This is a genomic window from Natroniella sulfidigena (assembly GCF_023223645.1).
Lineage (GTDB): Bacteria > Bacillota > Halanaerobiia > Halobacteroidales > Halobacteroidaceae > Natroniella > Natroniella sulfidigena.
Genome location: NZ_JALKBY010000004.1, coordinates 53,067 through 68,292 on the forward strand (window position 1 = coordinate 53,067; position 15,226 = coordinate 68,292).

The window sequence follows — 15,226 nt, forward strand, 5'->3', positions numbered from 1 at the left end:
AATCCCCAATCACCAAGTCAATCGCTGGAGCAGCGAATAACCTAGTCAATGGTTCTAAGATCAATTTCATATAACATTTTAGCATACTACAAGAAAAATGTAAACTAATTTAAGACATTTTTAGCTAGTTCAATATCTTTTTCGATTCTTGCCACTAGTTCATCCTCAGTATTAAATTCACTTTCTCCCCTAATTCTTTCTATAAATTCTAACTCCACTCGTTGTCCATAAATATTCTGACTAAAATCAAAAATATGAACTTCAATAGCAAATTGTCCAGTATTGAATGTAGGACGTAACCCTAAATGAACAATTCCATCATAAATTTGCTGCTTGTGCTTCAATTTACAAGCATAAACACCAAAAGGCGGTAATGCATAATTAGTAACAGGAACTAAATTAGCTGTAGGAAAGCCTAACGTCCTTCCTCGTTGCTCTCCTGTCACTACTTGGCAATCTATAACAAAGTTTCTTCCTAACTGCTCCCTAACTTGGGCCAACCTTCCTTCTTCAACTAGCTCACGAATATAAGTACTACCTGCCTCTTGCTGATTGATCTTTACTGCAGGTATAGCTTGGACATTAACTCCAAATTCTGATCCTAAAAAAGCTAATTGCTCAGGTGTTCCCTTACTTTGATACCCACACCTAAAATCTTCTCCTACAATAATCTCTTTAACTGAAAAACGTTTGATTAAATAATCAACTAGAAACTTTTCAAAAGTAATTTGAGCAAATTCAGGAGTAAACTTCTGTAAAACAATCTGCTTAATGTCTAGGGATTCAATTATCTTTCTTTTTTGTAACCAGCTTGTCAACCTCTTGGGAGCTTTAGCCGGGGCCAACGTATGCAGTGGATGGGGATGAAAAGTAAATAAGCCACTATCATAACCTAACTCTTTGGCTCTTTCGATCGTTAAATTAATTATCTTTTGATGACCTAGATGAACTCCATCAAAAGTACCTAAAGTCATTACTACAGGACGATTATGAGCCTTATTATATATAATCTCCAATCTAATCTCTCCCTTCAGAGGGCTTTGATTTATCTTTAGCTAACTGTTCTTTTACTGCATTAATTAATTGTTCTTCCGCTTCATCTAATTTAAGATTAATTGTACAGCCAGCAGCTCGAGGATGACCTCCTCCATCAAATAAGTGTGCTACTTGGTTAACTTGCAAGTAATTATTAGATCTAAGACCAACTCTAATCTCCTCTTGCTCAATCTCTTTAAATAAAATTCCAACCTCTGCTCCTTTTAAAGTGCGAGGATAATTAACTAACCCTGTAGTATCTTCTAAGTCAGCACCAATCTCTTCTAGCATCTCTTGGCTAACCTTTAACCAGGCTATCTTTCCTGTTGTATCAACTTGTAAGTTTTGTAAAACCTTACCTCGTAAGATTAAATTTTGATAGGAGTTAGTCTCAAGTACCTCTTTAGCAATTAAAGATGGATCTACACCATAATTCAATAATTCAGCCATGATCTGATGGGTCATACTGCTAGTATTAGAGTAACGAAAAGAACCCGTATCAGTAATCAGACCAGTTGCTAGTGCAGTAGCTATTTCAAAAGTCAGCTCTACTTCTTCCATCTTCTCTTGTAGAGCATAAATTAATTCCACCGTAGCAGCAACATCAGCTACTAAATTATAATCTCCAAATGAATTATTATCACTATGATGATCAATGTTAATAATTGGTTCTTCTTTAATCAACTCTTCTACTCTAGCTATTCGCTCTAAATTACTACTATCTACCACTATAGTTAGATCTACATCTACTGTTAAATCAGCTTCATACTCTTTTATTTCATCAATACCAGCTAAGAATGAGAAGCAATCAGGAATAGAATCATCTATAACAATAGTAACTTTCTTTCCTAATTGCTCCACCATTAACTTCAGGGCCAACATAGAACCTAAATTATCCCCATCAGGACTGACATGACCAGTTAATAAGATACTTTTAGCATCCTTAATTGGTCTAACTAATGCAGAAACTTCTTTATTCATCTTTTCCATCCTCATCAATATTTTCTAAAATTTCAAAGATGCGTGTTCCTTTCTCAATTGAATCATCATATCTAAAGATGATCTCTGGAGTATGGCGCAATCTAATCCGTTGCCCAATCTCTCTTCTAACAAACCCTTCTGTAGCCTGCAGCCCCTCCATAGTTTCTTCTTTATTGCCATCCAAAATACTGACAAATACTTTAGCATGACGCAAATCACCAGAAACCTCTACATCAGTTACAGTTACAAAACCGATTCGCGGATCCTTAATCTCCTTTTGTAATAAATCACTTACTTCTTGTTTAATTAATTCTCCAACTCTTTGTGATCGATTGCGAGCCATCCCTATCATCTCCTATCAATTTATAAAGTCCGTTTAACCTCTTTATAACCATAAACTTCCATAATGTCTCCTACTTTAATATCATTATAATCTTCAATTCCAACTCCACATTCATATCCTTCAGCTACTTCACGCACATCATCTTTGAAACGTTTAAGAGAACTAATGTCCCCTTCTTTTATAATTTTGCCATCTCTAATCAATCTAATTTTAGCATTCCGAGTAATCTTTCCACTCTTAACATAACTTCCAGCAATTGTACCTACTTTAGGCACCTTAAAGGTATCTCTAACTTCTACCTGACCTAAAATAATCTCTTTATAATCTGGATCTAATAAACCTTCCATTGCCTGCCTAATCTCTTCAATTGCTCTATAAATAACTCGATAAGTACGAATTTCAACAGTTTCCTTTTCAGCAACTTTTCGAGCATTGGCCCCAGGACGTACATTAAATCCAATAATAATTGCATTTGAAGCTGCAGCTAACATAACATCTGTTTCAGTAATTCCTCCTACTCCATCATGCACAACTTTAACTTGGACTTCTTCTGTACTTAAATTCAATAAAGATTCCTTTAATGCCTCAACTGATCCTTGTACATCAGCTTTAACTACAATATTTAAGTTCTTAATTTCTCCTTCTTGGATTTGAGCAAATAAATCATCAAGATTAACTGTTGTATTTTGGCCTAATTCATCAGCTCTCCTCTGATCTTCACGTTTATTAGCAATATCTCTTGTAGCTTGATCGTCTTCTAATACCTCCAATAAATCTCCAGCTTTTGGTGCTTCAGATAAACCTAATACTTCAACTGGAGTAGAAGGACCTGCTTCTTCAATCCTTTCCCCTCGATCATCAATCATCGCTCTTACTCTTCCTGAAGCCAGACCTGCTACAATAGGATCACCCACTTTTAAAGTTCCATTCTTAATCAAAACAGTAGCTACTGGACCTCGACCTCTATCTAATTCAGCTTCAATGATAACCCCATGTGCTGGTCGATCAGGATTAGCTTTTAACTCTTCCATTTCAGAAGTCAAGATTATCATTTCCAACAATTCATCTAGATTCTGTTGCTTCAAAGCAGAAACAGAAACACAGATCGTATCTCCACCCCATTCTTCAACTACTAAACCATGCTCTGTTAATTCTTGCTTGACTCTTTCTGGTTGAGCATTAGGTTTGTCAATCTTATTGACAGCAACTATAATTGGTACTTCAGCTGCCTTAGCATGGTTAATAGCTTCAACAGTCTGTGGCATAATTCCATCATCAGCACTAACTACCAAAATAGCAATATCAGTTGCTTGAGCACCACGAGCTCTCATTGAAGTAAACGCTTCATGCCCTGGCGTATCTAAGAAAGTAATTGGTTGACCATTTACTTCAACTTGATATGCTCCAATATGTTGTGTAATTCCTCCAGCCTCACCAGCAGTTACATTAGTCTTTCGAATTGCATCTAATAAAGTAGTCTTTCCATGATCAACATGCCCCATTACAGTAATTACCGGTGGCCTAGTCTTTAAATCTTCTGGAGAATCTTCTCGATCTGTTACTAATCCATAAATATCATCATCTTCTTCTTCCTCTTCAACCTCTTTAACCTGATAACCATACTCTTCTGCTATTTGTTCAATTATTTCAAAATCAAGTTCTTGATTAATCGTAGCCATAATTCCTAGATTAATCAATTCAGTCATTAAGCTATTAGGTTCAATCTCTATCTCTTCAGCTAATTCTTTAACAGTTAATCTTCCTTCAACTTCTATTATATCTTCCTCTTGATCAACCTCATCCTCATCTGCTCCTAATACCATATCAACCACCATTTCAGCAGTATCTTCCTCTACAGTACTCATATGACTACTAATATCTAACCCTAAATCTTGTAATATCTCAATCAACTCTTTGTTTTCTATCTCTAACTCCTTAGCCAACTCATAAACTCTAATCCCCATTACTTAACACCCCACTATTAATTTGTAATTTTTACTGTTTATTACTAAAACATCTTTAATTTAAAACAATCCCGAATCATTCTCTTCTAACTGTGATTCACTCTTAATATCTATCTTCCAACCTGTCAATTTAGCAGCTAATCTAGCATTTTGACCTTCTTTTCCAATAGCTAACGATAATTGATAATCAGGCACAACCACCTTGGCTACATTTTCAGATTCATCAACATCTACCTCAACAACTTCAGCAGGACTTAAGGCATTAGAAATAAATGTGCCAATATCTTCATTCCATTGCACAATATCAACCTTTTCCCCATTTAATTGATCAACGATAATTCGTACCCGTGAACCATTAGGGCCAACACAAGAACCGACTGCATCTACATCTTCCTCAGTAGAATGAACAGCAATCTTAGAACGTGAACCAGCTTCTCTTGCTACAGCCTTTATCTCTACAACTCCATCATGGATTTCAGGAACCTCTAACTCAAATAACCTTTTTAACAATCCTGGATGTGTCCTAGAGACCAAAATATTTGGCCCTTTAGTAGTCTCATTAACCTCAACAATATAAACCTTAATTCGATCTCCCTGCTCATATTCTTCATTTTGTATCTGTTCTGGTGGAATTAAGATTGCCTCCGTCTTTCCCAAATCAATAATTATATTCTTTTTATGCTCACGTTGGACAATTCCAGTTACTATATCCCTTTCTCGGTTAGAAAACTCTTCATAAATAATATCCCGCTCTGCTTCACGAATTCGCTGAATAACAACCTGTTTAGCTGTCTGAGCTGCAATTCGACCGAAATTACCAGGAGTAACTTCTAACTCTACTTGATCTCCTAATTCATAGTTAGGGTTCTTCTTTTGAGCTTCAACTAATGAGATCTCCTCTTCTTGATCAGTTACCTGCTCAACAACCTCCTTAGTAGAGTAAACACTTACTTCACCAGTATCTTCCTCTATGTCTATCTCAACATTTCCAGCGGAACCAAAATCACGCTTGTAAGCCGATTTCAATGCCGCTTTAATAGCATCAAGCAGCATTTCTTTTGGAATCCCTTTCTCTTTCTCAATATCATTTAATGCCTGTATCAACTCAACATTCATCTTTTTAATTCCTCCCCTTATCCCTTAAAATTCAACTGCCAACTTAGTTTTAGCAATTTTGGAAAGTGGTATACTCAATTCTTCACCATCTAAACTAATCTTAACATTCTCCTCTTCAAGACCAAGTAATTTACCCGTCAGCTCTTTTTCTCCATTTACCGGTGCATATGTAGAAATTTCAACCAACTCTCCACTAAACCTTTCAAAATCTTGCTTTGTTTTTAACGGTCGGTCAATCCCTGGTGATGATACTTCTAACAGATAAGATTGTTCTATTGGATCATTTAAGTCCAGTTGTTCACTTAAATCTCGACTCACCTGTTGACAGTCATCTAAAGACACTCCATCTATATTATCAACGAAGACTCTCAAAATCCAATCCGGCCCTTCTTTATTATATTCTACATCAACCAACTCCAAATCATAGCTTGCTACTATCGGTTCTGCCAATTCTGTTACAACACTTTCTACATTCTTTCCCATAGTTTTTCCCTCCCTCGAACTTTATTTTCCCAATTTTTAGTACTATTTATTCTTATTCAGCTAATTAATTTTAATTGCATAATTAAAGAGTGGGTGCTTTACCCACTCCGTTAGTACAGATATCAACAAATATATATTACATTTTAGCATATTATTAACCTTTTTGCAAACTATATTCCAAAGAGAGATAGCTGATTAGTCTCTGGTAAATCATCCACAGCACCGATCTCCTTTAAAACTTCAATTACTGTTTTACTCAAACCAGTTCTATTAACCAAATCTTCTATTGACGTGAATTCTTCTCCTTGACGAGCTTGAACCAAGCTATCTGCTGCACTATCTCCTAAACCTTGCAAACTGATTAGAGGAGGTAATAAACCTTCATCAGTAATCTGAAATTCTTTAGCCTTAGATTGATAAATATCGACTGTTTTGAAGGTAATTCCTCTAGCCATTGCCTCAATTACTATCTGTAAGACCTTTAAAGTATTCTTATCTTTTGCTGTGGCATCATTACCTTTAGCTTTAATCTCATTGATCTTTTTCTTTATAAATTCTTTCCCTTGTAAGACAATCTGAGCATCAAAATCATCAGCTTTAATAGTAAAGTAAGTATTATAAAAAGCTTCCGGGTGATGTACCTTAAAATAAGCAATCCGAAAGGCCATCATCACATAAGCAGCAGCATGAGCCTTTGGAAACATATAATTTATCGTCTTACAAGATTTAATATACCACTCAGGTACATCATTATCCCTCATCGCTTTCTCTTCTTCTTCTGTCAATCCTTTTCCTTTACGAACATGCTCCATAATCCAGAAAGCTGTAGAAGGCTCTACCCCCTTTTGTAATAGATAATTCATGATGTCATCACGAACAGAGATTACTTCTGATAACTCTGCTACTCCTTCTTTAATTAAATCCTGAGCATTGTTCAACCAAACATCTGCTCCATGGGATAACCCACTAATTCTTACCAATTCAGCAAAAGTAGTCGGTTTAGTCTCCTTTAACATCCCTCTAACAAAACTGGTTCCAAACTCTGGAATACCTAAAGTACCCAATTTAACCCCAACTTCTTCTTGACTAACACCTAACGGTTCAATGCTGGAGAAGATACCCATAGTCTCTTCATCTTCTAAGGAAATTTCTTTAGGATCAACACCGGTCAGATCCTGTAACATCCGAATACTGGTTGGATCATCATGACCTAAAATATCCAACTTCAGCAGATTATCATGGATCGAATCAAAATCAAAATGGGTCGTTAGTGTATCAGTCTCCATATCATTAGCTGGCTTTTGAATCGGTGTAAAATCATAAATTTCCTTATCTTGTGGTACAACTATCTGGCCTCCAGGATGTTGACCTGTCGTCCTCTTTACTCCTGTACAACCTGCAACCAAACGATCGATCTCAGCTTTTCTAAGCGGTAGATCATTATCTTGAGCATGTCCTTTAACAAAACCATAAGCAGTTCGATCAGCAATTGTAGAGATAGTTCCTGCTCGATAGACATATTCTGCTCCAAATAACTCTTCTGTATAGTCATGAACTTGAGGTTGATACTCCCCTGAAAAGTTAAGATCTATATCTGGTACTTTATCTCCTTCAAACCCTAAAAAGACTTCAAAAGGAATATCAAAACCATCTTTAACTAACTGACTAGAACATTCAGGACATTCTTGATCTGGCAAATCAACCCCCACTCCTACAGAACCATCGGTAAAGAATTGACTATATTTACATTCTGGACATCTATAATGTGGTGCTAAGGGATTTACTTCTGTAATATCGGTCATCGTAGCTACTAAAGAAGAACCAACCGAACCACGTGATCCAACCAGATAGCCATCATCCAATGATTTCTTAACCAACTTTTGAGAAATTAAATAGATTACCGCATAACCATTCCCAATAATCGAATCCAACTCTTTCTCCAACCGCTTTTCTACAATTTCTGGTAGTGGACTCCCATATAACCTTTCAGCTTTATTATAGGTCATCGACCTAATCTTATCCTCTGCTCCTTCAATAGTTGGAGTAAATAGGCCATCAGGAATCGGTTTAATCTCTTCAATCGATTCTGCTATCTGATTTGGATTATCAATCACTAACTGTTGAGCTACCTCTGGTTCAAAGTAATCAAACTCATCTAACATTTCACCAGTCGTTCTAAAGTATAAAGGTGCTTGCTGGTCTGCATCATCAAACCCTTGTCCCTCCATTAAAATTTGGCGATAGATACTATCTTTAGGATCTAAAAAGTGAACATCACCAGCAGCAATTACAGGCTTACCTAACTTCTTTCCTAACTGATAAATTTTCTTATTAATCTCTTGTAATTCCTCTAAAGATTTAACCGTCCCTTGAGCTAATAAAAATTTATTATTACCAATCGGTTGTAATTCAAGATAATCATAAAATTTAGCTAACTCCATCAATTCCTGTTCAGGTTTCCCATTCAATACTGCTTTATATAGCTTTCCTGCTTCACAAGCAGAACCAATAATTAACCCTTCTCTCTTCTCTAATAACTCACTCTTTAAGATCCTCGGTACACGATGAAAATTATTAATATGAGCATTTGAAACCAATTGATAAAGATTTTTAAGACCTACTTGGTTTTTGACTAAAATAGTAGTATGATAAGGTCTAACTCGCTTATAATCAATCTTACTTGTCAATTGATTGACCTCTGATAAAACAGAAATTTCTTGTTCAAGGGTTAATTCGATTAACTCTGTAAATATTTCAGCAGTTACAGTTGCATCATCAATAGCTCGATGATGATTTTCTAAGTCTTTATCAAATTTTTTGGCTAATTTATTCAATTTATAGCTTTTTAACTCTGGTAATAAAGCTCGGGATAAATTCAAGGTATCTAAAGCAGTATTAGTTAATTTATTTTTTCCTAGCCTTCGTAATTTATCTTCAATAAATCCTAAATCAAAACTCAAATTATGAGCTACTAAAGTAGCTTCCCCAATAAAATCTAAAAATTGCTCAATTGCTACTTCTAACTGAGGGGCCAACTCCACCATCTGATCTGTAATCCCTGTCAATTCAGTAATTTTAGCTGGAATAGATCTTTCTGGATTGATAAAGGTTTGATAAGTATCAACTACCTCTCCACCCTCTAGTTTAACTGCCCCTATCTCTATAATTTGATCAGAATGAGGATTGAAGCCTGTCGTTTCCAAATCAAAAACTACAAAACTCTCTTCTGCTAGCTCCTTCTCAGTTGGGTTTAAGACTATCGGCTCTCCATCATCGACCAAATATGCTTCTACACCATAAATCACTTTAATATCCCTATCTGCAGCAGCACTATGGGCATGTGGAAAGGATTGTACTACTCCATGATCAGTAATTGCAATTGCTGGATGCCCCCACTCATCAGCTCTCTTAATTACCTCTCCTACATCAACTACTGAATCCATTGCACTCATCTTTGTATGCAAATGCAATTCACTTCTCTTTTGTGAAGCATCATCTTTCTTTTCTTCATGAACAATCGGCATGACAGAATTAGCCATCAAGCTCAATTCATGATCATACTTATCATACTTAACTGGCCCTTCTACTTTAACCCAACATCCTTTGGAAATATTTTTAGCTAAAGCCCCTCCTTGCTTTTCAAAGACTTTAACTGTAATTGAATCGGTACTATCCGTTAGATAAAATATAACTAAATTTCTACCACTTTTTAATTCTCTAATCTCTAAATTAAATACTTCTCCAGCAATGACTATCTTTCTTTCTTCTCCTACAATCTCTTCAATAGCAGTCGGTTGACCAGTTATCTTACTTCCCAGCCAAACTTGATTTAAACTCCTAGTTCCGGTTGAAGTAGATTTAGCCTCTACTTTTTCTCTTTGAGCAACAGATTTAGCCAACCTCTTCATATAATCATCATTTTCTTTAGTTTGTTCATCTTTAATCTGGTCTAATTCAGTTCTGAAATCACCTAAACCAAACTCAACTTTGACTTGCTGATTATACTCTTGTTCAATTATTTCAGCTAAGATATGATGACAGTTCTTCTTCTCTAATGCTTCAACTGCCATCTTATTTTTGACTTCTACAATCAATAACTGATCCTCTATTCGCCAACGAGTTAGCGAAAGCCAGCCATTAGTCTGTGGCAACCGTTCTCTGATCTTCTTAATTATCTGCTCCCATTCTTCAGTCAAAATTAAGTCCAAAGGTAGGTCAGGATCATAATACTCAACTTGATACTTAAACTCCCCCTTAGAAATTAATTCAGCCCCTAATTGCTCCAATTGTTCTGCAATTTCAAAACCTTGGGGGAGTTTGAATTTAACTTGACAATAATTATTATCAAGATCAACTTCAATCCGCATGATTTTTATCTTATTGACTAGCTCTTGACTGGTAAATTCTTCTCTTAATCGCTCTTTAAAAATACAATCATTATCTTTGGGCTTAATTACTACTTTAGCCATTCTTATCTCTCCCTTAACCTAAATCATTAATCTTAACATTGATCACACCTGATAAGTCGGTCAAAAGTGCAACTAATTGATTCGGTTCAACCTTATTTGTTTTTTGAACCTTTAAATTAATATAGACATTATTCGCTTCCTTATAACATTTCTCTATACTAGCATCAGTAATTTGAATTCCATTTTCACCTAACACAGAACCAATCTTACCTAATGAGCCTGGCTGATCAAAAATCTTAATCCGTAATGAACATAATTTTTTATCATTATACATCCTTAATTCAACTTGATTCAAAATTGTCAAAGTCAACATTACCAAGACAGTAGTGATTACTGCATTCAAGTAAAAACCTGCTCCTACAGCCAAACCAATCCCAGAAACTGTCCACAATCCAGCAGCAGTCGTCAATCCTGTCACGGAAAAACCTTCCCTAATAATAGTTCCTGCTCCTAAAAAACCAATACCACTAACAACTTGAGCTGCAATTCGACCAGGATCACCTGGATTAGACAATACCCCTTCATATAATAATGGGAGTTTTAAGGAAACTGTCATAATCAAAGCCGAACCTACCGCTACTAAAATATAAGTTCTAAAACCTGCCGGTCTATAACTTCTCTCCCTTTCTAGGCCTACCAATCCTCCTAACAAGCAAGCCAATAACAAACGTAAAATAATTTCTATTCCTTCCAACTATTATCTCCCCCCTAAAGATGAAATGTTGCTTGTATTTACAAGCAACATCTGATTTACTTTATCTTATTTTTAAACCAAGAAAAATTCTTAGCTATATCCCAATACATCCTAAGTCTAGCTTTAAACCCCTCTACAACACCCAACTTTTCTTCCTTTAATACATGGGATAGATCATGAAGCTCAACTTCTTTAATCTTAATATCATGTTTTTTAATATATTGGGTCAAAGCTACCTCTACACCAAATTTAGTCATATTCAAATCTGAAATACCATCTAATACACTCTGCTTTACTGCTCTTTGTCCTGACAAAAAAGGAGCAATTTTTTGGGCCAAATCAGTAACCATCCTACCATCAGCAAAGACTCCTATAGTCATTTCAGCCTGCTGATTAATTATTGGCAGTAACAATTGATCGATATGCTCAACTGTCAGTCCTAATAGATCAGCATCTAAGAAGAGAATTATGTTGCTATTATTATTTTCTATGCCAACCTGCATAGCAGCTCCTTTACCCCGATTTTGATCAAATTCAATGACCTTAGCTCCAGCTTCTGTAGCTTTAGAAGCTGTATCATCAGTTGAACCATCACTAACTACAATAATTTCATCGATCAATCGATGCCTTTTAACTTGAGTTACTACTTGGCCAACCGTACCTCCTTCATTATAAGCAGGAATCACAGCAGTAATTTGCATTAATAACTAACCTCCTAATTACTTCAACTGAGCTATCAAATCTTCAATCGCACTCAAAGCTTGATCAGCCTCAATCTCTAATTCTTCTCCTGTCTGTCTTAACTTAACTTCTAACTTACCATCTGCTAAAGAGCGAGAACCGATTGTAATTCGAATTGGGCAACCAATTAAATCAGCATCATTAAACTTAACTCCTGCTCTTTCTTTTCGGTCATCAGCTAATACCTCAATTCCTGCTGCTGATAATTGCTCATATAATTCAGCTGTCTTATCGGCTACTTGTTCGTCATTTCCTAACGGTAATAAATGAACTAGATATGGAGCTAAAGCCTTAGGCCATTTGATACCATATTGGTCATAATTTTGCTCAATTACTGCAGCCACTGTTCTAGTAATTCCAACTCCATAACAACCCATCACTAATGGCTGACTTCTTCCGTTTTCATCTAAGAAAGTAGCTTCTAAAGCCTTGCTATACTTAGTCCCTAATTTAAATACTTGGCCTACCTCTATCCCAGGAGTTAAATTAAGCTCAGCACCACATTCTACACAGCCTTCTCCTTCTTTAACACTGCGAATATCAGCAACTTCAGTTACTGTAAAGTCACGTTCTGGATTGACATTGAGATAATGTGTATCTGCTTTATTAGCTCCGCTTACAGCGTTAGTTAATTTCATTACCAACTCATCAGCAATTATTTTAACCTGACTGTCAAGTCCAATTGGCCCGCTAAACCCTTTGACTGTATTTAATTCTTCATAAATTTCTTCACCTGCTAATTCAAGATTGACTACATCTAATAAATTAGCTAGCTTAATCTCATTAAGCTCATAATCACCTCTTACTAAAGCTAGTACTATTTCATCTTCAGTTTGATAAATCAAGGCTTTAATCATCTTCTCTAGTGGAAGATCTAACTCTGCAACCAACTCTTCCATAGAGGTTTTACCTGGAGTATCAACTTCTGTTAACTCTTTTAAGTCTTCAACACTCTCTTTGATTTCAACCTGAGAAGTTGCTAACTCTAAATTAGCAGCATAACCACACTCTTCACAATAAACAACTATATCTTCCCCTGCTTCAGCAAATGCCATAAATTCATGAGAGTCGTCCCCTCCAATTGTACCTGTATCTGCTTTAACAGGGCTAAAGTCTAATCCACATCTAGTAAAGATCTCTTCGTAAGCATCATACATCTGCTGATAACTTTCTTCTAAACCTGCTTGGTCTGTATCAAAGCTATAAGCATCTTTCATAATAAACTCTCTACCACGTAACACTCCAAATCGCGGTCGGATCTCATCACGATATTTAGTTTGAATCTGATATAAATTTAACGGTAAATCCTTATATGATCTAACTTCATCCCTTACTAGATCAGTAATTACTTCTTCGTGGGTTGGCCCTAAACAAAATTCTCTACCTTGCCTATTTTCTAATCGCATCAATTCAGGACCATAATCTTTTAACCTTCCCGATTCTTCCCATAATTCCGCAGGTTGCAAAGCTGGTAATAATAACTCCTGTGCTCCTGCTTTATTCATCTCCTGACGTACAATATCTTCAAATTTCTTAATTACTCTATATCCTAATGGCAAATATGTATAAACACCTGAACTTAATTTTCTCATTAAACCAGCTCGTAACATCAGTTGATGGCTCACAACTTCTGCATCAGCTGGGGTCTCTTTTAAAGTAGGAATATACATCTGTGACATCTTCATAATTTTCTGCCTCCTCTGTTATCAAGCTTCTCTTTTCAAAACGAATCAAACAATTTGAATTTTATCAGTCCTAGTTAAAATTGTCAATTACAAAACTATTCCAAATTCTCTATCTCAATTAATAGTTGATCTACTAGATCCTTCCCAGGAACCTTTTTAATAACTTCTCCTTTTTTAAAGATCAACCCAACATCTTTACCTCCAGCAATACCTAAATCAGCTTCACGTGCTTCACCAGGGCCATTAACAACACAACCCATGACAGCTACTTCTATCGATTTATCTAAATCTACCAACTCTTCTTCAACCCGATTAGCAATCTCAACCAACTCTATTTCACATCGACCACAGGTAGGGCAAGAGATCAAATTAACCCCTTGCTCTCTCAAATTGAGTGCCTTCAAGATCTCAAAACCAACCTTGATCTCTTCAACTGGATCTCCAGTCAAAGAAACTCTGATTGTATCTCCTAAACCTTGGGCCAAAATAGCTCCTATTCCTACTGCAGATTTGATCGTCCCTGATTTTATTGTACCTGCTTCAGTAATTCCAACATGTAGCGGATAGTCAACTTCTTGAGCTATTAACTGATAGGCCTTTAAAGTCATCATTACATCGGAGGCTTTCAGAGAAATAATGATCTCTTCAAACCCAAACTTCTCTAATAACTCAATATTTCCTAAAGCACTCTCTACCATTGCTTCTGCTGTAGGATGACCATACTTTTGTAATAACTCTTTTTCTAAGGAGCCAGCATTGACTCCAACCCTAATTGGAACCTGATATTCTAACGCCTTCTTAGCAACCAACTCAATCTTTTCTTCACTACCTATATTCCCAGGATTGATTCTCAAACCGTCTATTCCTAGCTCTAATACCTCTAAAGCCAATTTATAATTAAAGTGAATATCTGCAATCAAAGGAATCTCAATCTCTTCTTTAATTTGGGCAACTTTGCTTGCTGCAATTTGATCAGGAATCGCTACCCTAACCAGCTCACACCCTGCCTCTTCTAAACGCTTAATCTGAGCAACTGTTTTCTTTACATCACATGTATCAGTATTAGTCATTGATTGTACTGAAATAGGGGCAGTCCCACCAATCTCTACATCCCCTATTTGTACCGATCTTGTTTGGTTTCTTTTCATCATATCACCTACTTTAAATCACATTCTTCACAATCATTGCTACAGTGGCGTGTCTGTCGATAAACTAACATATCAAGTCTTCTAATTCTTTGTAACGCTTCTGCAAAAGAAATTCTAGCATTATGGTGGGAACCACCTTCTTGCTTATCCATATCATCTGCATCTGAAACTATCTGTTGTAAAGGGGTTAATTTTACATTTTGATTAACCGGACTTGAATTACTATGAAAAAGAATAGCCAAAGCAATCTCTCTTGCTTTACCTAAACCTTCCCCTTTAAAGATTAATAATTCATGGGCCCGCTCTGCTCCTTTGATTGTATGAATATCAAATTCATTATAAGATTGATAATCCCATTCACCTTGCTTTTCCCAATTAGTATGACCGATATCATGTAATAACCCAGCTTTGGTAGCTAAATCAACACAGATCTTGCGATCTATAGCTAGCTCAAAAGCATTCTCTGCTGTATTGACAGCATGACAATAACCTGCTTTAGGCAAGTGCTTTTTGGCTATACTATCTGTTAATAAGGTTTCTAAGGTTATATATTCATCTAACACATAT

General features: G+C 36.1%; 12 protein-coding genes. All 12 read right to left on the minus strand.

Annotated elements, in window-relative coordinates; all coding sequences use genetic code 11:
* Positions 1–104 precede the first annotated feature (104 nt).
* Positions 105–1,016 carry a bifunctional riboflavin kinase/FAD synthetase gene (locus MWH28_RS03745; protein ID WP_248617946.1) on the minus strand — a complete coding sequence of 304 codons (912 nt, stop codon included), beginning with the start codon at positions 1,014–1,016 and terminating at the stop codon, positions 105–107.
* A gap of 1 nt (position 1,017) precedes the next feature.
* Entirely contained in the window at positions 1,018–2,016 is a 999-nt protein-coding gene (locus MWH28_RS03750; protein WP_248617947.1) for a DHH family phosphoesterase, read from the minus strand.
* On the minus strand, positions 2,009–2,359 hold the full coding sequence (gene rbfA, locus MWH28_RS03755) for a 30S ribosome-binding factor RbfA (RefSeq protein ID WP_248617948.1): 351 nt from the start codon (positions 2,357–2,359) through the stop codon (positions 2,009–2,011). Before rbfA ends, MWH28_RS03750 begins: the two co-directional genes overlap by 8 nt.
* A gap of 20 nt (positions 2,360–2,379) precedes the next feature.
* Positions 2,380–4,323: a translation initiation factor IF-2 gene (gene infB, locus MWH28_RS03760; RefSeq protein ID WP_248617949.1), complete on the minus strand. Its 1,944-nt coding sequence runs from the start codon at positions 4,321–4,323 to the stop codon at positions 2,380–2,382.
* A 60-nt stretch (positions 4,324–4,383) separates the two neighbouring features.
* Positions 4,384–5,439: a transcription termination factor NusA gene (nusA, locus tag MWH28_RS03765; RefSeq protein WP_248617950.1), complete on the minus strand. Its 1,056-nt coding sequence runs from the start codon at positions 5,437–5,439 to the stop codon at positions 4,384–4,386.
* Between the two features lie 24 nt (positions 5,440–5,463).
* Positions 5,464–5,922, minus strand: a complete 459-nt coding sequence (rimP, locus tag MWH28_RS03770) for a ribosome maturation factor RimP (RefSeq protein WP_248617951.1) — start codon at positions 5,920–5,922, stop codon at positions 5,464–5,466.
* Between the two features lie 170 nt (positions 5,923–6,092).
* Positions 6,093–10,391 carry a PolC-type DNA polymerase III gene (locus MWH28_RS03775; protein WP_248617952.1) on the minus strand — a complete coding sequence of 1,433 codons (4,299 nt, stop codon included), beginning with the start codon at positions 10,389–10,391 and terminating at the stop codon, positions 6,093–6,095.
* A gap of 13 nt (positions 10,392–10,404) precedes the next feature.
* Positions 10,405–11,085 (minus strand): MgtC/SapB family protein, encoded by a 681-nt coding sequence (locus tag MWH28_RS03780; RefSeq protein WP_248617953.1) that lies wholly within the window; start codon positions 11,083–11,085, stop codon positions 10,405–10,407.
* 56 nt (positions 11,086–11,141) lie between these two features.
* Positions 11,142–11,786, minus strand: a complete 645-nt coding sequence (locus MWH28_RS03785) for a glycosyltransferase family 2 protein (protein WP_248617954.1) — start codon at positions 11,784–11,786, stop codon at positions 11,142–11,144.
* A gap of 18 nt (positions 11,787–11,804) precedes the next feature.
* Positions 11,805–13,511, minus strand: a complete 1,707-nt coding sequence (locus MWH28_RS03790; RefSeq protein ID WP_248617955.1) for a proline--tRNA ligase — start codon at positions 13,509–13,511, stop codon at positions 11,805–11,807.
* Between the two features lie 95 nt (positions 13,512–13,606).
* A complete protein-coding gene (ispG, locus tag MWH28_RS03795; protein ID WP_282580117.1) occupies positions 13,607–14,659 on the minus strand; it encodes a flavodoxin-dependent (E)-4-hydroxy-3-methylbut-2-enyl-diphosphate synthase in 1,053 nt (350 codons plus the stop codon).
* 8 nt (positions 14,660–14,667) lie between these two features.
* Complete coding sequence (locus tag MWH28_RS03800) at positions 14,668–15,222, minus strand: HD domain-containing protein (RefSeq protein WP_248617957.1); 555 nt, start codon at positions 15,220–15,222, stop codon at positions 14,668–14,670.
* Positions 15,223–15,226: the final 4 nt, after the last annotated feature.

Coding starts and splice junctions, on each gene's coding strand:
- infB (WP_248617949.1), bottom strand. CDS start 4,323: ATGGGGATTAGAGTTTATGAGTTGGCTAAGGAGTTAGAGATAGAAAAC.
- rimP (WP_248617951.1), bottom strand. CDS start 5,922: ATGGGAAAGAATGTAGAAAGTGTTGTAACAGAATTGGCAGAACCGATA.
- rbfA (WP_248617948.1), bottom strand. CDS start 2,359: ATGGCTCGCAATCGATCACAAAGAGTTGGAGAATTAATTAAACAAGAA.
- MWH28_RS03785 (WP_248617954.1), bottom strand. CDS start 11,786: ATGCAAATTACTGCTGTGATTCCTGCTTATAATGAAGGAGGTACGGTT.
- ispG (WP_282580117.1), bottom strand. CDS start 14,659: ATGAAAAGAAACCAAACAAGATCGGTACAAATAGGGGATGTAGAGATT.
- MWH28_RS03790 (WP_248617955.1), bottom strand. CDS start 13,511: ATGAAGATGTCACAGATGTATATTCCTACTTTAAAAGAGACCCCAGCT.
- MWH28_RS03775 (WP_248617952.1), bottom strand. CDS start 10,391: ATGGCTAAAGTAGTAATTAAGCCCAAAGATAATGATTGTATTTTTAAA.
- MWH28_RS03750 (WP_248617947.1), bottom strand. CDS start 2,016: ATGAATAAAGAAGTTTCTGCATTAGTTAGACCAATTAAGGATGCTAAA.
- nusA (WP_248617950.1), bottom strand. CDS start 5,439: ATGAATGTTGAGTTGATACAGGCATTAAATGATATTGAGAAAGAGAAA.